Below are 18,280 nucleotides of genomic sequence, written 5' to 3' on the forward strand. Positions count from 1 at the left end.
CACGGGGGATTAGCTCAGCTGGGAGAGCACCTGCTTTGCAAGCAGGGGGTCGTCGGTTCGATCCCGTCATCCTCCACCACTGCCTTTATGTGTGCGATAGACGCAGACATAAGAGTAGTACTCGTTCTTTAACAATCTGGAAGAAGTAAAGTTTTATTAAGCGTGAATCGAAAGATTTACACTTAGGGTAGTGTTCCGAAAGGAACGCATACAAAAACTCATCAAACACAGTAGTAAGTGCTTAGAACTATAGCCGTCAAGGTTATAGGGACAAGTGACTAAGTGCACATGGCGGATGCCTTGGCGATTACAGGCGATGAAGGACGTAGAAGTCTGCGATAAGCTTCGGGGAGCTGACAAACAAGCTTTGATCCGAAGATTTCCGAATGGGGAAACCCGGCCTTATAGGTCATCGTATTCTGAATACATAGGAATACGAAGCGAACGCGGCGAACTGAAACATCTAAGTAGCTGCAGGAAAAGAAATCAACCGAGATTCCCAAAGTAGTGGCGAGCGAAATGGGAAGAGCCTGTACGTGATAGTCGTTTGGATAGTGGAAGCCTCTGGAAATAGGCGCCATAGCGGGTGATAGCCCCGTACACGAAATTCAAGCGGTGGTACTAAGCGTACGACAAGTAGGGCGGGACACGAGAAATCCTGTCTGAAGATGGGGGGACCATCCTCCAAGGCTAAATACTCGTAATCGACCGATAGTGAACCAGTACCGTGAGGGAAAGGCGAAAAGAACCCCGGGAGGGGAGTGAAATAGATCCTGAAACCGTGTGCATACAAACAGTCGGAGCCTCGTAAGGGGTGACGGCGTACCTTTTGTATAATGGGTCAGCGACTTACATTCAGTGGCGAGGTTAACCAGATAGGGGAGCCGTAGAGAAATCGAGTCCGAACAGGGCGCCAGTCGCTGGGTGTAGACCCGAAACCAAGTGATCTATCCATGGCCAGGTTGAAGGTGCGGTAACACGCACTGGAGGACCGAACCCACTAATGTTGAAAAATTAGGGGATGAGCTGTGGATAGGGGTGAAAGGCTAAACAAACTTGGAAATAGCTGGTTCTCTCCGAAAACTATTTAGGTAGTGCCTCAAGTATCACCACCGGGGGTAGAGCACTGTTATGGCTAGGGGGTCATCGCGACTTACCAAACCATTGCAAACTCCGAATACCGGTGAGTGCGAGCTTGGGAGACAGACGTCGGGTGCTAACGTCCGGCGTCAAGAGGGAAACAACCCAGACCGCCAGCTAAGGTCCCAAAGATTGGCTAAGTGGAAAACGAAGTGGGAAGGCTAAAACAGTCAGGATGTTGGCTTAGAAGCAGCCATCATTTAAAGAAAGCGTAATAGCTCACTGATCGAGTCGTCCTGCGCGGAAGATGTAACGGGGCTAAGCCAGTCACCGAAGCTGCGGATATCCGCAAGGATATGGTAGGAGAGCGTTCTGTAAGCCTGCGAAGGTGGCTTGTAAAGGCTGCTGGAGGTATCAGAAGTGCGAATGCTGACATGAGTAGCGATAATGCGGGTGAAAAGCCCGCACGCCGTAAGCCCAAGGTTTCCTGTTCAACGTTCATCGGAGCAGGGTGAGTCGGCCCCTAAGGCGAGGCAGAGATGCGTAGCTGATGGGAAGCAGGTTAATATTCCTGCACCGTCGTATGATGCGATGGGGGGACGGATCGCGGAAGGTTGTCTAGCTGTTGGAATAGCTAGTTTCTGGTTCATAGGAGGTACTTAGGCAAATCCGGGTACGTAATCCAAGGGACTGGGACGAGCGCTCTTGTAGCGCGAAGCAATCGGAAGTGGTTCCAAGAAAAGCCTCTAAGCTTCAGTCATACGAGACCGTACCGCAAACCGACACAGGTGGGCGAGATGAGTATTCTAAGGCGCTTGAGAGAACTCGGGAGAAGGAACTCGGCAAATTGGTACCGTAACTTCGGGAAAAGGTACGCCCCGGTAGCTTGACCACTTTACTGTGGAAGGGCGAAAGGGTTGCAATAAACTGGTGGCTGCGACTGTTTAATAAAAACACAGCACTCTGCAAACACGAAAGTGGACGTATAGGGTGTGACGCCTGCCCGGTGCTGGAAGATTAAATGATGGGGTGCAAGCTCTTGATTGAAGTCCCAGTAAACGGCGGCCGTAACTATAACGGTCCTAAGGTAGCGAAATTCCTTGTCGGGTAAGTTCCGACCTGCACGAATGGCGTAACGATGGCCACACTGTCTCCTCCCGAGACTCAGCGAAGTTGAAGTGTTTGTGATGATGCAATCTACCCGCGGCTAGACGGAAAGACCCCATGAACCTTTACTGTAGCTTTGCATTGGACTTTGAACCAATCTGTGTAGGATAGGTGGGAGGCTTTGAAGCGGGGACGCCAGTTCTCGTGGAGCCAACCTTGAAATACCACCCTGGTTTGTTTGAGGTTCTAACCTTGGCCCGTGATCCGGGTCGGGAACAGTGCATGGTAGGCAGTTTGACTGGGGCGGTCTCCTCCTAAAGTGTAACGGAGGAGTTCGAAGGTACGCTAGGTACGGTCGGACATCGTGCTAATAGTGCAATGGCATAAGCGTGCTTAACTGCGAGACCGACAAGTCGAGCAGGTACGAAAGTAGGACATAGTGATCCGGTGGTTCTGTATGGAAGGGCCATCGCTCAACGGATAAAAGGTACTCTGGGGATAACAGGCTGATTCCTCCCAAGAGTTCATATCGACGGGGGAGTTTGGCACCTCGATGTCGGCTCATCACATCCTGGGGCTGTAGCCGGTCCCAAGGGTATGGCTGTTCGCCATTTAAAGTGGTACGTGAGCTGGGTTTAAAACGTCGTGAGACAGTTTGGTCCCTATCTGCCGTGGGCGTTGGAAATTTGAAGGGGGCTGCTCCTAGTACGAGAGGACCGGAGTGGACGAACCTCTGGTGTACCGGTTGTCACGCCAGTGGCATTGCCGGGTAGCTAAGTTCGGAAGAGATAACCGCTGAAAGCATCTAAGCGGGAAACTTGCCTTAAGATAAGATTTCCCGGAGCCTTGAGCTCCTTGAAGGGTCGTTCGAGACCAGGACGTTGATAGGTCAGGTGTGGAAGTGCAGTAATGCATTAAGCTAACTGATACTAATTGCCCGTACGGCTTGTCCCTATAACCTTGCCGGTTATACGCACTTACCGTGTTTGAGATACCCACTTACTTCTTCCAGATTCAGTGTGGCGCCGCAGTGAGCGGCGACATACGTACAAGTTATGCCTGATGACCATAGCAAGTCGGTCCCACCCCTTCCCATCCCGAACAGGACCGTGAAACGACTTTGCGCCGATGATAGTGCTGCAACCAGTGTGAAAGTAGGTTATCGTCAGGCTAGTTATTAGAAAAGCCCGCCAGGCATCAATGCCGGCGGGCTTTTTGCTTTCTTAGCACCCACGGCCTAAAACTGGTGTCTGCCACGATGTGGCAGACACCTGGTTCACGCCGTGGGTTTTCTCAGACGCCCCAGACGATATCGTGTCCCCCGGACTTCGCTGCGCGGAGCATTTCGAGCAACGGGAATGCGCGCTGCGCGAAACCGACTTTTTGCGATTCCGCCATGTCGCTATCCTCCCCTTCTTCGGGCAGGGCGTGGGTCGGCAAATGTTGGGCGTTGTTGGAGTCGACTTCCGGGTGAAGTTTGCTGAGCGCCACCTCTTTTCCAGCAGAAGCAGCGCTGAGCCCACTTCGGCTGCGGTGATCACACCCCGGGTGGGGCTCTTCTGCAGCAGGTCCATGATGCGTTCCACATGCTCATGAGCCATCATGACTTGCGGCGATGATATGGAGTTAAATTTGATCAACATGGCGCGCTTCCCGTAATGTGTTGATGTGTTAGTACGATATCACTTTCTGCCCTTTGGCACATGCGTGCACCGTGCTATTTAATTCAATTTAAACGAACTAATGAAGGTATCAACTACCTCGTCATTGATTTCCTTCGACCGGCCCACCACCACCACCTGGTAAGCCCGTTTTCCCTGGGATAGGAAGCGCGCATGCATGCGCATCGGGGGTGCCGTTCTGTACGCCGCTGGCGTCCACCAGGAAAGCGCCGTCTTTCGTGCTTTCCTTATTCACGGTAGCACCAATATTCCGCACCATTTGCGCTTTCATCGCTTGCACCGCCTGGGCGGCCTTATCCGCATCCGGCAATTCCACGCTGCCGACCGCGAACATCGTGCCCTCGACTTCGGCGGCGGCCATGCTCATATTCACTTGCTGCCCATCAAGATTGATAACGCGGCTGTGAGTGGCAGGCTTGCCCGGGAACAGCACGGAGAAGGGCGCATCGCTACTGCGGAAGTCGCGCCAGTCGTATTTCGGGCTGCAGGCCATCAGGGCGGCAGCGGCTGCCAGCACTGCGAGAGTGCGTTTCGTTTTCAAAATCTTCATTGTGTGATGGTAGCAGGGCGGCGCGTTGCGCGGTATCGCTCCAGCCCTTCGAACACTGCCATGCCGATGAGCATGGAGACCGTGAAAATCAGCGCGGCACTGCTGCCCCGGCCCAGCGAGTTGATGGCCGGACCGGGACAATAGCCGGCCAGTCCCCAGCCGACGCCGAAAGCGAGGCTGCCGATAAGCAGGCGCCGGTCGATTTTCGTACTCGCAGGCAGCTGCACAGGTGTGCCGAGCACGCTGGCACGACGACGCTTTGCCAGGGCGAATCCGGGCGCGGCTGCCGCGACGGCGCCCAGCATGACGAAGGCGAGCGAGGGGTCCCAGTCGCCGGCAAGATCGAGGAAGGCGGTGACTTTGGCTGGATCGGTCATGCCTGAAAGGATCAGTCCGATGCCGAACACCAGGCCACAAATGAGTGCGATCAGGGTTTGCATGGCTTCAGGCGATCAGGTGGCGGAGAACGAAAACGGTGGCAAAGCCGGCCAGCATAAAGGCAGCCGTGGCGACAAGCGACCTGGGCGACATGCGGGAGACGCCGCAGACGCCGTGTCCGCTGGTGCAGCCGGAGCCATAGCGTGTGCCGATGCCGACCAGCAGCCCGGCTGCGACCAGCCCGGCCGGGCCGGCGGCAACGCGCACTTCCGGCAGCGGCAGGAACAGCGCATACACCAGCGGCGCGCCGATCAGGCCGGCAAGGAAGGCCAGCCGCCAGCTGACATCGCCTTTGCGCGGTACCAGCAGGCCGCCCACGATGCCACTGACGCCGGCAACGCGTCCATTCATCAATATCAGTACGGTGGCGCTGAGTCCGATCAGGATGCCGCCCGCCAGCGAAGTCCAGGGCGTGAAGTTGCTCATGATTTCTCCTTCGGACAGAATTGTTCATACAACGTTTGCAGCACGGCCAGCGCCGCCGGACTGGCGATGCTGTAATAGATCTGCTTACCCTCGCGGCGCGTGTTTACCAGCTCTTCATTTCGCAGCACGGTCAGCTGCTGCGATAAGGTAGGCTGGCGGATGCCGGTGCTTTCCTCCAGTTCGCTGACGCAGTGCGCGCCTTCCGTCAGCTGGCAAAGCAGCATCAGGCGGTCCTGGTTGGCCAGCGCTTTCAGCAGGGAGGTGGCGGCGCCGGCGGCGGCGCGCAGTTCTTCTGTCGAGGTCATTCCTTATCCATCGAAATATCTTTTTATAGTATATCAAAAAATATATTGATGAGTCAGAATGGCCGTAAGCCCCGCCGCATCTGAATGGCTTCACTGACGTGATGCGGCGCGACCGTGCGCTCTCCTGCCAGGTCGGCAATGGTGCGCGCGACGCGCAACACGCGGTGGTAGGAGCGGGCGGACCAGTCGAACTTGGCCATTGCAGCGCGCAGGACGTCGATGCCGGCCGCGTTCGGCTTGCAGTAGCGGTCGATTTCGCGCGGGGTGAGCTCCTGGTTGCTCTTTTGCTGGCGCATCAGCTGCCGCTTGAAGGCCGCTTCGACACGGTTGGCGATCCGGTCTGACGTCTCGCCGCTGGCGTCCGCTTCCAGCACTGTCGCTGGAACAGGACCGACTTCGATCTGCATGTCGATGCGGTCGAGTAGCGGCCCGGAAACGCGGCCCTGGTAGCGCAGGATAGCGTCCGGCGTGCAGCGACACTGGCCACCGGGATGGCCGAGGTAGCCGCAGGGACAAGGGTTCATGGCGGCGACCAGCTGGAAGCGCGCCGGGAAGTCGGCGTGCCGTGCCGCGCGCGAGATCGTCACGTGGCCCGATTCCAGCGGTTCGCGCAGCACTTCCAGTACGCGGCGGTCGAATTCCGGCAGTTCATCGAGGAAGAGCACGCCGCAATGGGCGAGCGAGATCTCGCCGGGGCGCGGCACGCTGCCGCCGCCCACCAGCGCCGCGCCGGAGGAAGTGTGGTGGGGCGCACGGAAGGGCCTGGTTTTCCAGCCAGTCAGCGAAAAGCCGCCGATCAGGGATTGGACGGCGGCGGCCTCCAGCGCTTCGTCATCGGTCATCGCGGGCAGGACGCCGGCGAAACGGCTGGCCAGCATCGTCTTGCCGGCGCCGGGCGGGCCGATCAGCAAGATCGAATGGCGGCCTGCCGCGGCGACTTCCAGTGCGCGCTTGGCGTGCTGCTGGCCTTTGACGTCGGCGAAGTCGAGGTAGGGGGAGGCCAGCGGCAGCGGCGATGCCTGGTAGCGCTCCAGCGCAAATACGGGCTCATCCGGCACGCGCCGTTTGCGCGGGCGGGCAGGGGCGACGCAGTCCGAGCCGACGCCGGAACCGTCCAGCGGCGGTCGCTCGCCATCGCTCCAGCCGCGTCCGGCATCTTCCGGATTGGCGAGCGTAGGTGTGCCGCCGAAGTGGGCGCAGACCTGGAGCAGGGTGGCGGCGGGATAAATGGCAGCGTCGTGCACCAGCGCGGCTTCCTCGGCATTGGCATGGGGCAGGATGAAGGCGCGTCCGCTGCGGGTGGAATCGCGGTGCATGGCGTAAGTCATGGCCAGAGCGCCGCGGATGGGGCGCAGCTCGCCCGTCAGCGACAGTTCGCCGGCAAACTCATAGCGCTCCAGGGCTTCGCAGGGCACCTGTCCGGAGGCGGCGAGGATGCCGAGCGCGATCGGCAAGTCGAAGCGGCCGGACTCCTTCGGCAGGTCGGCCGGCGCCAGGCTGACGGTGATGCGCTGGGCCGGCATGTCGTAGCCCGTGTTGATGATGGCCGCGCGCACGCGGTCGCGCGACTCTTTGACCTCAGTGTCGGCGAGGCCGACGATATGGAAAGCCGGCAAGCCGTTAGCCAAGTGCACTTCCACCGAAACTTCCGGCGCCTGCATTCCGGCCAGGGCGCGGCTTTTCAGGACTGCAATACTCATCGCTTCCTCCCATGGATGGAGGAATCGTAGAGCTTTCCGCCTCAGTGGGATTGAGGCGTCACAAGAGCCGGCTTACTTGTTGTCGGCGACCAGCTTGGCTTCTAGCTCGGCCAGGCGCTGTTCAACCAGTTCCAGCTTGGCGCGGGTCTTTTCCAGCATCTGGCGCTGGATGTCGAATTCCTCGCGCGTCACCAGGTCCAGCTTGGCGAAGCCCTGGGTCATCATCGCTTTGACGTTCTTTTCGATGTCCTTGGCCGGCGAATTTTCGATGACCTGGTTGACCTTGCTCTGCAGATCATTAAAGAAACTATTCATGTCCATAAGACTTTTTTCCTGGTGATTGTGATGTGACTGCACCACACTGGTGCGCCTACGGCTTGATTTGGTGCGGCTGCTTGCCGAGTTAACAGTTTACGCACTAATAACGCGGCCGCAAGTTGCTGGCACGTATTCTGCTAATACTTGGGAAAGCTAGCCCATTAAGCCTGAATTTTAAACCGCAATAAAAATTCACTCAAAAGGAATCGCCATGAAACAAACGACCAAGATCCTGACTCTGTCCGCCGCCGTTGCCCTGGCAATGGCCACGATGGGCGCAGGCCTGGCCCAAGCGCAGGAAACTGCCGCTGCAGCACCGGAAGCAAAACCGGATCATGAGATCTCCTTCAACGCCGCACTGACCAGCGACTACCGCTACCGCGGTATCTCGCAAACCCGCCTGAAGCCCGCCCTGCAAGGCGGCGCAGACTATGTCAACAACCCGACTGGTCTGTATGTGGGTACCTGGGCCTCCACTATCAAGTGGATCGATGATGCCGGCGGCGATGCAAAAGTCGAATGGGACATCTACTTCGGCAAACGCGGTGAGATCGTTCCCGATGTTTCGTACGATGTGGGCTTCCTGGCCTATATCTACCCCGACCACGGCCTGACCCCGGCCCCGACCACGAAAGAACTCTACGCACAGGTCGGCTACGGCCCGTTCGCCCTGAAATATTCTCACTCGATCAGCAATCTGTTCGGTTTCGCGGATTCGAAGAACAGCGGCTACGTTGACGCCATGTTCAACTACGAGATCAAGGATGGCTACATCTTCAATGCCCACGTTGGCCATCAGAAGGTGAAGCACAACAGCGCAGTCAGCTACACCGACTGGAAACTCGGCGTGACCAAGGACTTCGGCATTGCAACCGTTTCCCTGGCTTACGTGGACACCAATACCGACGCCTATGTCGGCCCTTACGGCAAGGATCTCGGCAAGAAATCCGCCGTGCTGATGATCTCCAAGACTTTCTAAGCGAGGCCAAAATGAAGATGATTACCGCCATTATCAAGCCGTTCAAGCTCGACGAGGTGCGTGAAGCCCTGTCGGCGATCAACGTGCAAGGTATCACGGTGACCGAAGTGAAAGGCTTCGGTCGCCAGAAGGGCCACACCGAGCTGTACCGCGGCGCGGAATATGTGGTCGATTTCCTGCCCAAGACCAAGATCGAGGCGGCTGTCGACGACGCCATCGTCGAGCAGGCCATCGAAGCGATCGAAGGTGCCGCGCGCACCGGCAAGATCGGCGATGGCAAGATCTTCGTCACCAGCCTGGAACAAGTCATCCGTATCCGTACCGGCGAAACCGGCAACGACGCTCTTTAAGGGGAACCTGGAATGAAAAACACGATTAGCAAATGGCTGGCCGGGCTCGCCCTGGTATTGGCCGCCGCAGCGCCGGCATGGGCGCAGGACGCCAAGCCGGCCGAGCAGCCAGCCGCAGCAGCTGCCGCAGCCGCGCCTGCGGCGAGCGCTCCGGCGGACGCGGCAGCGGCGCCCGCCGCCGCCACGGCCGCCGCGCCTGCCGCCGCCGCTGCCCCGGCAGCAGCACCGGTCCCACAGAAGGGCGACTCGGCCTGGATGTTCGTCGCCACCCTGCTGGTGATTCTGATGACCATCCCTGGCCTGGCCCTGTTCTACGGCGGCCTGGTGCGTTCGAAGAACATGCTGTCCGTGCTGCTGCAGGTCTTCCTGATCTTCGCGCTGATCATCGTGCTGTGGTGCGTGTATGGCTACTCGCTCGCCTTCACCGAGGGTAACGCGTTCTACGGCGGCTTCGGACGTGCACTGCTGAGCGGCATCTATGATCCGGCCAAGGGCGCCTTCGCGGCAGCTGCGACCTTCAGCAAGGGCGTGGTGATTCCTGAGTTCATCTACGTGGCCTTCCAGGGCACCTTTGCGGCCATTACCTGCGGCCTGATCGTGGGCGCCTTCGCCGAGCGCGCCAAGTTCAGCGCCGTGCTGGCCTTCATCGTGCTGTGGTTCACCTTCGCTTATCTGCCGATCGCCCACATGGTCTGGTTCTGGACCGGCCCGGACGCGATCACCGACGCCGCTACCGCCGCGTCTGAAACCGCGAAAGCCGGCTTCGTCTTCCAGAAGGGCGCGCTGGACTTCGCCGGCGGCACCGTGGTTCACATCAACGCCGCCGTGGCAGGCCTGGTCGGCGCCATCCTGATCGGCAAGCGCGTCGGTTACGGCCGCGATTCCATGGCTCCGCACTCGCTGACCATGACCATGATCGGTGCATCCCTGCTGTGGGTGGGCTGGTTCGGCTTCAACGCCGGTTCCGCGCTGGAAGCGGGCGACATTGCTGCGCTGGCCTTCATCAACACCCTGCTGGCAACCGCCTGCGCCACCCTGTCGTGGGTGTTCGGCGAGTGGATCGTCAAAGGCAAGCCTTCCATGCTGGGCGGTGCTTCCGGCGCCGTGGCCGGCCTGGTGGCGATCACCCCGGCCTGCGGCTTCGTCGGTCCGATGGGCGCGTTGGTCATCGGCCTGCTGGCTGGTATCATCTGCCTGTGGGGCGTTAATGGCCTGAAGCGCATGATCGGCGCTGACGACTCGCTGGATGTGTTCGGCGTGCACGGCGTGGGCGGTATCCTGGGCGCCATCCTGACCGGTGTGTTCGCTGCACCGTCGCTGGGCGGCCAGGGCATCTTCGACTATGTTGCCAACAAGGCATCGGCTGACTATTCGATCAGCGGCCAGGTCATGATCCAGGCAACCGCTGTCGGCATCACCATCCTGTGGTCCGGCGTCGTCTCCGTCATCGCGTACAAGCTGGTGGACATCGTCATCGGCCTGCGTGTCTCGGAAGAGGAAGAACGCGAAGGCCTGGACATCACCAGTCACGGCGAGCAGGCATATCACGCCTGATCCAGCCGAAGCTGGCCGAAACGCCCCCGCGGGGGCGTTTTTTTATTTTAGCCATGCCCCAAAATGCTAGTGTCAGGCACGCCGTGCCTGACACTTGGTTTCTGGTGCTGGTTTTTTTTGCTTTGCGGACTTTTTTTTAACTGGTTTGCCCCAATCTGGTGAGTTCGCCCGTCCCTATTAACAAGGAAGTAACATGGTTCCCCACCTCGTGACGGCCCTGACCGGACCGCTGCTCGACCTCGAAGAGAAAATCATCGCCGCCACGCCGGCCATCGAGCGCTGGTTCCGTCTGGAGTGGCAGGAGCATACGCCGCCGTTCTACGCCTCGGTGGACCTGCGCAACGCCGGCTACAAGCTGGCGCCGGTGGATACCAATCTCTTCCCGGGCGGCTTCAATCACCTGGCGACGGAAATGCTGCCGCTGACGGTGCAGGCGGCCATGGCGGCGATCGACAAATACTGTCCCGATGCGCGCAACCTGCTGGTGATCCCCGAAGTGGTGCCGCGCCACCCGACTTACCTGGAAAACGTGGCCCGCCTGATGCAGATCTTCCGCCAGACCGGCCTGCACGTGCGCTTCGGCACGCTGGACCCGAGCATCACCCAGCCGACCCCGCTGGCGCTGCCGGATGGCAATATGCTGGTGGTGGAACCGCTGGTGCGCTCGCCGAATGGGCGCCGCCTGGGCCTGAAGGATTTCGATCCCTGCACCATCCTGCTGAACAATGACCTGTCGGCCGGCATCCCCTCGATCCTGGAGAATATCCATGAGCAGAGCCTGCTGCCGCCGCTGCACGCGGGCTGGGCCCTGCGCCGCAAATCCAACCACTTCACCGCCTACGACGAGGTGGCCAAGAAGTTCGGCAAGCTGATCGGCGTCGACCCGTGGATGGTCAATCCTTTCCACGCCAAGTGCGGCGAGGTCGACCTGGCCACGGGCGAGGGCCAGGAGTGCCTGGCCTCGAATGTGGACGCGGTGCTGGCCAAGATCCGCAAGAAGTACAAGGAATACGGCATCAAGGAAAAGCCTTTCGTCATCATCAAGCCGGGATGCGGGCACGTACGGCAAGGGCATCATCAGCATCCGCGACGCGTCCGAGCTGAAAGACCTGTCGCCGGCCCAGCGCGAGAAAATGTCGGTCATCAAGGACGGCAAGGCGGTGACCGACCTGAACATCCAGGAAGGCGTGCCGACCTTTGAACACATCAAGGAAGCGGTGGCCGAGCCGGTGGTCTATATGATCGACCGCTACGTGGTGGGCGGCTTCTACCGCATCCATTCCGAGCGCGGCGTGGACCAGAACCTGAACGCGCCGGGCCAGGAATATGTGCCTCTCGCGTTTGCCCAGCAGCATGCAGTGCCGGATGTGAAGGCCAAGCCGGGCACGGCGGCGCCGAACCGTTTCTATGTGTATGGCGTGGTGGCGCGACTGGGGCTGCTCGCGGCCTCGCTGGAAATGGAGCGCACGGACCCGAATCCGGAAGTGTACTAAGGCCAAACCGGGTGACCCAGGTGGCAGCCACGCTGTGGCTGCCACCAGCTCTTGCCCTGGGTTTGGAGCGCGCGGCACGGGCCCGCCAGCACTCGGCTACAATTAGCCATTAACCAACACGGATGTGCCCATGAAAATCGCGTTCCTCGCCGACCCGCTCTCCACCTTCAAGATCTACAAGGATTCCACCTACGCCATGATGGTCGAGGCCAACCGCCGCGGCCACGAGGTGTATGCCTTCCAGCAGCGTCACATGGCGCTGAAAGAGGGCGTGGTGACGGCGTATGCGTCGCGCCTGGAACTGACGGGCGGTGGCCAGGAGCACTGGTACAACGCGGCGCCGTCCGAAGACACCAATCTCGGCCTGTTCGACGCCGTCATCCAGCGCAAGGACCCGCCTTTCGACATGGAATACGTCTACGGCACCTACCTGCTGGAACTGGCCGAAAAGCAGGGCACGAAGGTCTTCAACAAGCCTTCCGCCATCCGCGACCACAATGAAAAGCTGGCCATTTCCCAGTTCAGCCAGTTCACCGCCCCCACGCTGGTGACTTCGGATGAAATGCGCATCCGCGACTTCCAGGCCGAGCACAGCGACATCATCCTGAAGCCGCTGGACGGCATGGGTGGCGCCGGCATCTTCCGCGTCAGGTCCGATGGCCTGAACCTCGGTTCCATTATCGAAACCCTGACCCAGCATGGCGCGCGCACCATTATGGTGCAACGCTATATCCCGGAGATCGTGAAGGGCGACAAGCGCATCCTGCTAATCGGCGGCAAACCGGTGCCATACTCGCTGGCGCGCATCCCCCAGGCCGGCGAAGTGCGCGGCAACCTGGCGGCTGGCGGCACGGGCGTGGCCCAGCCGCTTTCCGCGCGCGACCGCGAAATTGCTGAGTCGCTTGGCCCGGAATTGGCGGCGCGCGGCTTGTTGCTGGTAGGATTAGACGTGATCGGCGATTACCTCACCGAGGTAAACGTTACCAGTCCGACCTGCTTCCAGGAGATCACCCAGCAAACCGGCTTCCAGGTGGCGTCCATGTTCATCGACGCGGTGGAAGCTCAGGTGCAGGCGGCGGGATAACAGGGATAACCATGGTAGGAATTTTGCTTATGACTCATGCCCCCCTGGGGCAGGCTTTTCTGGCGGCGGTGGCCCACGTGTTCCGCGGTCCGGTGGAAAGGCTGGAAGCAATTGATGTAGTGGCTGACCAGGACCTGAATGAAGTGCAGAAACTGGCCGGCGATGCGATCCGGCGTCTGAATGATGGATCGGGCGTGCTGGTGATCACGGATGTGAAGGGTGGCACGCCCGCCAATTGCTGTAACAAGCTGGCCGATGCGGGCCAGGTGGAAGTCATTGCGGGCATCAGCTTGCCGATGCTGCTGCGCGCGATCACCTACCGGACCGATACGCTGGATGTCGTTGTTGAAATGGCCCTGGCCGGCGCGCAAAGCGGCGCCGTGCGGGTCGATAACCGTATCCGGGTCACCTGACCGGATGCAAGTCCTGATTGAGATAAAACTAAAACAATGATTCAGCAAGAACTCGAAATTATCAATAAGCTGGGACTGCATGCCCGTGCTTCCGCCAAATTCACCCAGCTTGCCGCCAAGTTCCAGAGCGATGTCTGGCTTACCCGCAATGGACGCCGTATCAACGCCAAATCCATTATGGGCGTGATGATGCTGGCCGCGGGTAAGGGCGCCAAGGTGCTGCTCGAGGCGGACGGCGGGGACGAACAGGAATGCATCAACGCCCTGACCGCCCTCGTCAACGATAAATTCGGCGAAGGCGAGTAATGCGGGACGGCGCTCCGATGGCCTCCTTCTCCCTCCACGGCATCCCCGTTTCGCGCGGTATTGCAATCGGCCGCGCCCACATCCTGACGCCCGCGGCCCTCGATGTGAAGCATTACCTGATCGCCGAGGAACGCGTGGAAGCGGAAGTGCAGCGCCTGCAGCAGGCGCTGGGCGCCGTGCACCGCGAACTGCAAACGCTGTGGAACGAATTGCCGAAGGATGCGCCCACCGAGCTGGGCGCCTTCATCGACGTGCATGCCCTGATCCTGTCGGACCCCATGATTTCGGAGGCGCCGCTGGACATCATCCGCACGCGCCACTACAACGCCGAGTGGGCGCTGCTGACCCAGATCGACGAGCTGTCCGCCCAGTTCGACGAAATCGAAGACCCCTACCTGCGCGAGCGCAAGGCCGATATCCAGCAGGTGGCCGAGCGGGTGCTGAAGGTACTGATGGGCACCGAGCCCCTGCTGCCCAAGCAGGCCGAGCTCGAAGGCGATGAATTCCTGGCCCAGATGATCGTGGTGGCCCACGATATCTCCCCGGCCGACATGCTGAAGTTCCGCGACCGCTCCTTCATCGGCTTCGTGACCGATGTCGGTGGCCAGAACTCGCACACCGCCATCGTGGCGCGCTCGCTGGATATCCCGGCGGCCGTGGGCATGTCCCAGGCTTCGCAGCTGATCGAGCAGGATGACTGGGTCATCATCGACGGCGACGCCGGCGTGGTCATCGTCACGCCGTCGGCCCAGGTGCTGGAGCAGTACCGCGAGCGCCAGATGGCCGCCATGCGCGCCCGCAAGAAACTGGGCAAGCTGAAAAAGACGCCCGCCATCACCAAAGACGGCACGCCGATCACGCTGCTGGCCAATATCGAGCTGCCGGACGATTGCGGTCCCGCGCTGGAATCCGGCGCCAGCGGCGTGGGCCTGTTCCGCTCCGAATTCCTGTTCATGGGCCGCGATGGCAATATGCCTTCCGAAGATGAGCAGTACGAGCAGTACAAGCTGTCCGTGGAGGCCATGAAGGGCCGCCACGTCACCATCCGCACGCTGGACATCGGCGCCGACAAGCCGCTCGACCAGGTCGAGCACACGGCCATGAATCCGGCCCTGGGTTTGCGCGCCATCCGCTTCTGCCTGGCCGAGCCGCAGATCTTCCTGACCCAGCTGCGCGCCATCCTGCGCGCCTCCGTCCATGGCAAGGTGCGCATCCTGATCCCGATGATGGCGCACGCCTTCGAGATCGACCAGTCGCTCGCCATGATCGAGCAGGCCAAGGCGCAGTTGCGCGAGGCCGGCCAGAAGTACGACCCCGACGTGGAAGTCGGCGCCATGATCGAGATCCCGGCCGCCGCACTGTCGCTGCCGATGTTCGTGAAGAAGATGGACTTCCTCTCCATCGGCACCAACGACCTGATCCAGTACACGCTGGCCATCGACCGGGTTGATTATGAGGTGGCCCACCTTTACAATCCCCTGCATCCCGCCGTGCTGCAGCTGATTGCCATGACCATCGCCGCTGGCCACAAGGCCGGCATCGACGTGGCCGTGTGCGGCGAAATGGCGGGCGATGCCAAGCTGACCCGCCTGTTGCTGGGCATGGGCCTGCGCTCATTCTCGATGCACCCGGCCCAGTTGCTGTCCGTGAAGCAGGAAATCCTGAACACGGACCTGGAGCAGATCGCACCGTACACCCGGCGCATCATGCGCTCGATGGACCCGGAAGCGATCGCGGATGCGGTCATCGCCCTGCAAGCCCTGTAGTACCCACCAAACAATTCGCATACAACTCGGACTCACATGCCTTCGATCGGAATCGTCTCGCCGCAGACCATGCATTTTGCGGAACCCCTTCAGCTACAGAGCGGAGCGTCCCTGCGCGACTATATGCTGATGTACGAGACCTATGGCACGCTGAACGCCGACAAGTCCAACGCCGTGCTGGTATGCCACGCGCTGAACGCTTCCCACCACGTGGCCGGCTACTACGCGGACAATCCGAAAAGCGTGGGCTGGTGGGACAATATGGTCGGTCCCGGCAAGCCGCTGGATACGGACAAGTTCTTCGTCATCGGCGTCAACAACCTGGGCTCCTGCTTCGGTTCCACCGGTCCGATGCACACCAATCCGGAAACCGGCAAGCCTTATGGCGCCGGCTTCCCCGTGGTGACAGTGGAGGACTGGGTGGCCGCGCAGGCGCGCCTGGCCGACCAGCTGGGCATCCGGCAGTTCGCCGCCGTGATGGGCGGCTCGCTGGGCGGCATGCAGGCGCTGGCCTGGTCCATCATGTACCCGGACCGCCTGCGCCATTGCCTGGTGATCGCGTCCACGCCGAAGCTGTCGGCACAGAACATCGCCTTCAACGACGTGGCGCGCACGGCCATCCTGTCCGACCCCGACTACCGCGAAGGCAATTTCTACGAACATGGCGTAGTGCCGAGGAATGGCCTGAAGGTCGCGCGCATGGTGGGCCACATCACCTACCTGTCCGACGACGACATGGCCGAGAAGTTCGGCCGCAAGCTGCGCGATATCGCCACCAACGGAGGCGACTACAAGTTCGGCTTCGGCATCGATTTCGAGATCGAGTCCTACCTGCGCTACCAGGGCGACAAGTTCGCCGAGTACTTCGACGCCAACACCTATCTGCTGATCACCAAGGCGCTCGACTACTTCGACCCGGCGCGCAAGTACGATGGCGACCTGACCAAAACCCTGGAGGGCACCAAGGCCAAGTTCTTCCTGGCCTCCTTCAGCACCGACTGGCGCTTCTCGCCGGAGCGCAGCCGCGAAATCGTCCAGGCCCTGCTGGCGAACCGCCGCGAAGTGACCTATGCCGAAATCGATGCGCCGCATGGCCACGACGCCTTCCTGCTGGAGGATGCGCGCTACCTGAACCTGGTGCGCGCCTACTACGAACAGGTATGGAAAGAAAATAACAAGGAATCCGCAGCATGACTTTCGATGAGCTGAGCAACGCCCGTCCCGACCTCGCCTTCATTGCCCACTGGATCAAGCCCGGCTCCCACGTGCTGGACGTGGGCTGCGGCGACGGCGTGATGATGGATTATCTGCAGACCGGCAAGGAGTGCACCGGCTACGGCCTGGAGCTGGCCGATGAGCAGGTGCTGAAGTCCACCCAGCGCGGTGTGCGCGTGATCCAGCAGGACTTCGAGCGCGGCCTGGGCATCTTCGGCGACAACTCCTTCGATACGGTGATGTGCCTGTCCTCGCTGCAGATGATGAAGCACGTGGAAGACTTGCTGCGCGACATCGTGCGCGTGGGCCGCGAAGCCATCGTGTCCTTCCCCCAACTTTGCCCACTGGCCGCACCGCGTTGCGCTGCTGCGCGGACGCATGCCGGTGTCCAAGTCCCTGCCTTACCAGTGGTACGACACGCCCAACGTGCGCTGCGCCACCATCAAGGATTTCCAGGAACTGGCCGAGGAAGTGGGGCTGGAAGTGATCGAGTGCGTGGCGCTGAGCGAAGGCAAGATCGTGAATGTGATGCCCAACCTGCGCGGCGACCTTGCGGTATTTCGTTTGAGAAAGCGCACGTCACACTAAAACCGAGTGTGCTATCGTTATTTTCATGAAGATCAAACACTCTCTCGCATTGCTGGCGCTGGCGGGTTTCACGAGCCTGGCGCCGGCCGAGCCGCCCGCTCAGCAGGGCGCCCAACAGCAGGACGGCATCCCCGTCACCAAGCTGTCGCGCTTGCGCATCTTTGCGGACGAAGAGTACGGTTAACGAACAGTCGAAACTGCAATACACGCAGCTGCTGACGGAAGCCAAGCAAAAGAATGCCCTGGTGCCGCCCAGCGATCCGCGCGTGCAGCGACTGCGCGCCATTGCCAGCCGCATCGTCCCGTACGCGGCACGCTGGAACCCGGCGGCGGCGGACTGGAAATGGGAAGTCAACCTGCTCAATTCCGACCAGGTCAACGCCTTCTGCATGCCGGGCGGGCGCATCGCCTTCTTCTCGGGCATCCTGACCAAACTGAATCTGACGGACGATGAAGTGGCCATGGTCATGGGCCATGAAATCTCGCACGCCCTGCGCGAGCACGCGCGCAAGCGCATGGTCGAGTCCTCGGCCACGTCGGCGGTGGGCAAGCTGCTGGGCGCGGGCGTTTCCGCCTACTTCGGCATCGATCCGCGCCTGACCGATACGGTGGCCGGCATCGGCGCCCAGATGATCAGCCTGAAATTCTCGCGCGGCGAGGAAACGGAAGCCGATATCGTCGGCCTCGACCTGGCGGCACGCGCCGGTTTCGATCCCCGTGCCGGTATCACGCTGTGGCAGAAAATGGGCGCGGCCGGCTCGCGCCAGCCGCTGGAAATCCTGTCCACCCACCCGGGCGGCGAGTCGCGCATCAACGAGATGAATAGGAATATGCCGCTGGTGCTGCCGGTCTACGCGCGCACCAAGGGCACGACCGTGGACAAGCTGCCTCCATACCAGTCCATGCCGCTGCCGCCCAAAGCCTGA

At 60.6% G+C, this 18,280-nt stretch carries 17 protein-coding genes, 1 tRNA gene, 2 rRNA genes and 3 pseudogenes; 15 read left to right on the forward strand and 8 right to left on the reverse strand.

Features of this window, described 5'->3' with window-relative positions:
* The first annotated feature begins 3 nt into the window (after positions 1 to 3).
* The 3 genes from ACHMW6_RS03245 to rrf all read left to right on the forward strand — a co-directional run bounded on the left by ACHMW6_RS03245 (position 4) and on the right by rrf (position 3,358).
* A tRNA-Ala gene (locus ACHMW6_RS03245) sits at positions 4 to 79 on the forward strand.
* A gap of 189 nt (positions 80 to 268) precedes the next feature.
* A 23S ribosomal RNA gene (locus tag ACHMW6_RS03250) occupies positions 269 to 3,141 on the forward strand.
* Between the two features lie 104 nt (positions 3,142 to 3,245).
* A 5S ribosomal RNA gene (gene rrf, locus ACHMW6_RS03255) occupies positions 3,246 to 3,358 on the forward strand.
* A 122-nt stretch (positions 3,359 to 3,480) separates the two neighbouring features.
* On the opposite strand, the gene ACHMW6_RS03260 is transcribed toward rrf, so the two are convergent.
* The 8 genes and pseudogenes from ACHMW6_RS03260 to ACHMW6_RS03295 form a co-directional block, all read right to left on the reverse strand.
* The gene (locus ACHMW6_RS03260) at positions 3,481 to 3,678 is read right to left on the reverse strand and encodes a DUF1840 family protein (RefSeq protein WP_395405505.1); all 198 of its coding nucleotides are present in this window, start codon (positions 3,676 to 3,678) and stop codon (positions 3,481 to 3,483) included.
* Positions 3,679 to 3,722: 44 nt separating this feature from the next.
* Positions 3,723 to 3,830: pseudogene (locus ACHMW6_RS03265) on the reverse strand (DUF1840 domain-containing protein); the annotation flags it as partial.
* A gap of 121 nt (positions 3,831 to 3,951) precedes the next feature.
* Positions 3,952 to 4,419 (reverse strand): hypothetical protein, encoded by a 468-nt coding sequence (locus tag ACHMW6_RS03270; RefSeq protein ID WP_395405507.1) that lies wholly within the window; start codon positions 4,417 to 4,419, stop codon positions 3,952 to 3,954.
* Positions 4,416 to 4,859 (reverse strand): DUF6691 family protein, encoded by a 444-nt coding sequence (locus ACHMW6_RS03275; protein ID WP_395405509.1) that lies wholly within the window; start codon positions 4,857 to 4,859, stop codon positions 4,416 to 4,418. The genes ACHMW6_RS03270 and ACHMW6_RS03275 overlap by 4 nt, the downstream gene beginning before the upstream one ends.
* Before the next feature lie 4 nt (positions 4,860 to 4,863).
* Complete coding sequence (locus tag ACHMW6_RS03280) at positions 4,864 to 5,283, reverse strand: YeeE/YedE family protein (protein WP_395405511.1); 420 nt, start codon at positions 5,281 to 5,283, stop codon at positions 4,864 to 4,866.
* Positions 5,280 to 5,588 (reverse strand): ArsR/SmtB family transcription factor, encoded by a 309-nt coding sequence (locus tag ACHMW6_RS03285; RefSeq protein ID WP_395405513.1) that lies wholly within the window; start codon positions 5,586 to 5,588, stop codon positions 5,280 to 5,282. Before ACHMW6_RS03285 ends, ACHMW6_RS03280 begins: the two co-directional genes overlap by 4 nt.
* A 53-nt stretch (positions 5,589 to 5,641) precedes the next feature.
* The gene (locus tag ACHMW6_RS03290; protein ID WP_395405516.1) at positions 5,642 to 7,288 is read right to left on the reverse strand and encodes a YifB family Mg chelatase-like AAA ATPase; all 1,647 of its coding nucleotides are present in this window, start codon (positions 7,286 to 7,288) and stop codon (positions 5,642 to 5,644) included.
* A gap of 72 nt (positions 7,289 to 7,360) precedes the next feature.
* On the reverse strand, positions 7,361 to 7,609 hold the full coding sequence (locus ACHMW6_RS03295) for an accessory factor UbiK family protein (protein ID WP_395405518.1): 249 nt from the start codon (positions 7,607 to 7,609) through the stop codon (positions 7,361 to 7,363).
* Between the two features lie 208 nt (positions 7,610 to 7,817).
* On the opposite strand from ACHMW6_RS03295, the gene ACHMW6_RS03300 reads away from it, so the two are divergent.
* The 12 genes and pseudogenes from ACHMW6_RS03300 (at position 7,818) to ACHMW6_RS03355 (ending at position 18,280) form a co-directional block, all read left to right on the forward strand.
* Positions 7,818 to 8,585, forward strand: a complete 768-nt coding sequence (locus tag ACHMW6_RS03300) for a TorF family putative porin (RefSeq protein WP_395405520.1) — start codon at positions 7,818 to 7,820, stop codon at positions 8,583 to 8,585.
* Positions 8,586 to 8,596: 11 nt separating this feature from the next.
* A complete protein-coding gene (locus ACHMW6_RS03305) occupies positions 8,597 to 8,935 on the forward strand; it encodes a P-II family nitrogen regulator (protein ID WP_395405522.1) in 339 nt (112 codons plus the stop codon).
* 12 nt (positions 8,936 to 8,947) lie between these two features.
* Positions 8,948 to 10,489, forward strand: a complete 1,542-nt coding sequence (locus ACHMW6_RS03310; RefSeq protein ID WP_395405524.1) for an ammonium transporter — start codon at positions 8,948 to 8,950, stop codon at positions 10,487 to 10,489.
* Positions 10,490 to 10,682: 193 nt separating this feature from the next.
* Positions 10,683 to 11,982, forward strand: a pseudogene (gene gshA / locus ACHMW6_RS03315) (glutamate--cysteine ligase).
* 130 nt (positions 11,983 to 12,112) lie between these two features.
* The gene (gene gshB / locus ACHMW6_RS03320) at positions 12,113 to 13,066 is read left to right on the forward strand and encodes a glutathione synthase (protein WP_395405526.1); all 954 of its coding nucleotides are present in this window, start codon (positions 12,113 to 12,115) and stop codon (positions 13,064 to 13,066) included.
* Positions 13,067 to 13,077: 11 nt separating this feature from the next.
* Positions 13,078 to 13,479 (forward strand): PTS sugar transporter subunit IIA, encoded by a 402-nt coding sequence (locus ACHMW6_RS03325; RefSeq protein WP_395405528.1) that lies wholly within the window; start codon positions 13,078 to 13,080, stop codon positions 13,477 to 13,479.
* 36 nt (positions 13,480 to 13,515) lie between these two features.
* On the forward strand, positions 13,516 to 13,785 hold the full coding sequence (locus tag ACHMW6_RS03330) for an HPr family phosphocarrier protein (RefSeq protein ID WP_395405530.1): 270 nt from the start codon (positions 13,516 to 13,518) through the stop codon (positions 13,783 to 13,785).
* A 17-nt stretch (positions 13,786 to 13,802) separates the two neighbouring features.
* The gene (ptsP, locus tag ACHMW6_RS03335) at positions 13,803 to 15,551 is read left to right on the forward strand and encodes a phosphoenolpyruvate--protein phosphotransferase (protein WP_395408517.1); all 1,749 of its coding nucleotides are present in this window, start codon (positions 13,803 to 13,805) and stop codon (positions 15,549 to 15,551) included.
* Positions 15,552 to 15,587: 36 nt separating this feature from the next.
* Complete coding sequence (locus ACHMW6_RS03340) at positions 15,588 to 16,745, forward strand: homoserine O-acetyltransferase (protein WP_395405532.1); 1,158 nt, start codon at positions 15,588 to 15,590, stop codon at positions 16,743 to 16,745.
* Positions 16,742 to 17,354: pseudogene (metW, locus tag ACHMW6_RS03345) on the forward strand (methionine biosynthesis protein MetW). Before ACHMW6_RS03340 ends, metW begins: the two are co-directional and overlap by 4 nt.
* Before the next feature lie 25 nt (positions 17,355 to 17,379).
* Positions 17,380 to 17,538 carry a hypothetical protein gene (locus tag ACHMW6_RS03350; protein ID WP_395405534.1) on the forward strand — a complete coding sequence of 53 codons (159 nt, stop codon included), beginning with the start codon at positions 17,380 to 17,382 and terminating at the stop codon, positions 17,536 to 17,538.
* Positions 17,516 to 18,280: a M48 family metallopeptidase gene (locus tag ACHMW6_RS03355; RefSeq protein WP_395405536.1), complete on the forward strand. Its 765-nt coding sequence runs from the start codon at positions 17,516 to 17,518 to the stop codon at positions 18,278 to 18,280. Before ACHMW6_RS03350 ends, ACHMW6_RS03355 begins: the two co-directional genes overlap by 23 nt.

The sequence above is a fragment of the Pseudoduganella sp. UC29_106 genome (genome assembly GCF_044055365.1).
GTDB lineage: Bacteria > Pseudomonadota > Gammaproteobacteria > Burkholderiales > Burkholderiaceae_D > Rugamonas.

What these genes read in the sequence shown, in the direction of transcription:
- ACHMW6_RS03295 (WP_395405518.1), bottom strand. Translation starts at nt 7,609, where the DNA reads ATGGACATGAATAGTTTCTTTAATGATCTGCAGAGCAAGGTCAACCAG.
- ACHMW6_RS03300 (WP_395405520.1), top strand. Translation starts at nt 7,818, where the DNA reads ATGAAACAAACGACCAAGATCCTGACTCTGTCCGCCGCCGTTGCCCTG.
- ACHMW6_RS03330 (WP_395405530.1), top strand. Translation starts at nt 13,516, where the DNA reads ATGATTCAGCAAGAACTCGAAATTATCAATAAGCTGGGACTGCATGCC.
- ACHMW6_RS03280 (WP_395405511.1), bottom strand. Translation starts at nt 5,283, where the DNA reads ATGAGCAACTTCACGCCCTGGACTTCGCTGGCGGGCGGCATCCTGATC.
- ACHMW6_RS03285 (WP_395405513.1), bottom strand. Translation starts at nt 5,588, where the DNA reads ATGACCTCGACAGAAGAACTGCGCGCCGCCGCCGGCGCCGCCACCTCC.
- ACHMW6_RS03350 (WP_395405534.1), top strand. Translation starts at nt 17,380, where the DNA reads ATGAAGATCAAACACTCTCTCGCATTGCTGGCGCTGGCGGGTTTCACG.
- ACHMW6_RS03305 (WP_395405522.1), top strand. Translation starts at nt 8,597, where the DNA reads ATGAAGATGATTACCGCCATTATCAAGCCGTTCAAGCTCGACGAGGTG.
- ACHMW6_RS03290 (WP_395405516.1), bottom strand. Translation starts at nt 7,288, where the DNA reads ATGAGTATTGCAGTCCTGAAAAGCCGCGCCCTGGCCGGAATGCAGGCG.
- ACHMW6_RS03340 (WP_395405532.1), top strand. Translation starts at nt 15,588, where the DNA reads ATGCCTTCGATCGGAATCGTCTCGCCGCAGACCATGCATTTTGCGGAA.
- gshB (WP_395405526.1), top strand. Translation starts at nt 12,113, where the DNA reads ATGAAAATCGCGTTCCTCGCCGACCCGCTCTCCACCTTCAAGATCTAC.
- ACHMW6_RS03270 (WP_395405507.1), bottom strand. Translation starts at nt 4,419, where the DNA reads ATGAAGATTTTGAAAACGAAACGCACTCTCGCAGTGCTGGCAGCCGCT.
- ptsP (WP_395408517.1), top strand. Translation starts at nt 13,803, where the DNA reads ATGGCCTCCTTCTCCCTCCACGGCATCCCCGTTTCGCGCGGTATTGCA.
- ACHMW6_RS03310 (WP_395405524.1), top strand. Translation starts at nt 8,948, where the DNA reads ATGAAAAACACGATTAGCAAATGGCTGGCCGGGCTCGCCCTGGTATTG.
- ACHMW6_RS03325 (WP_395405528.1), top strand. Translation starts at nt 13,078, where the DNA reads ATGGTAGGAATTTTGCTTATGACTCATGCCCCCCTGGGGCAGGCTTTT.
- ACHMW6_RS03275 (WP_395405509.1), bottom strand. Translation starts at nt 4,859, where the DNA reads ATGCAAACCCTGATCGCACTCATTTGTGGCCTGGTGTTCGGCATCGGA.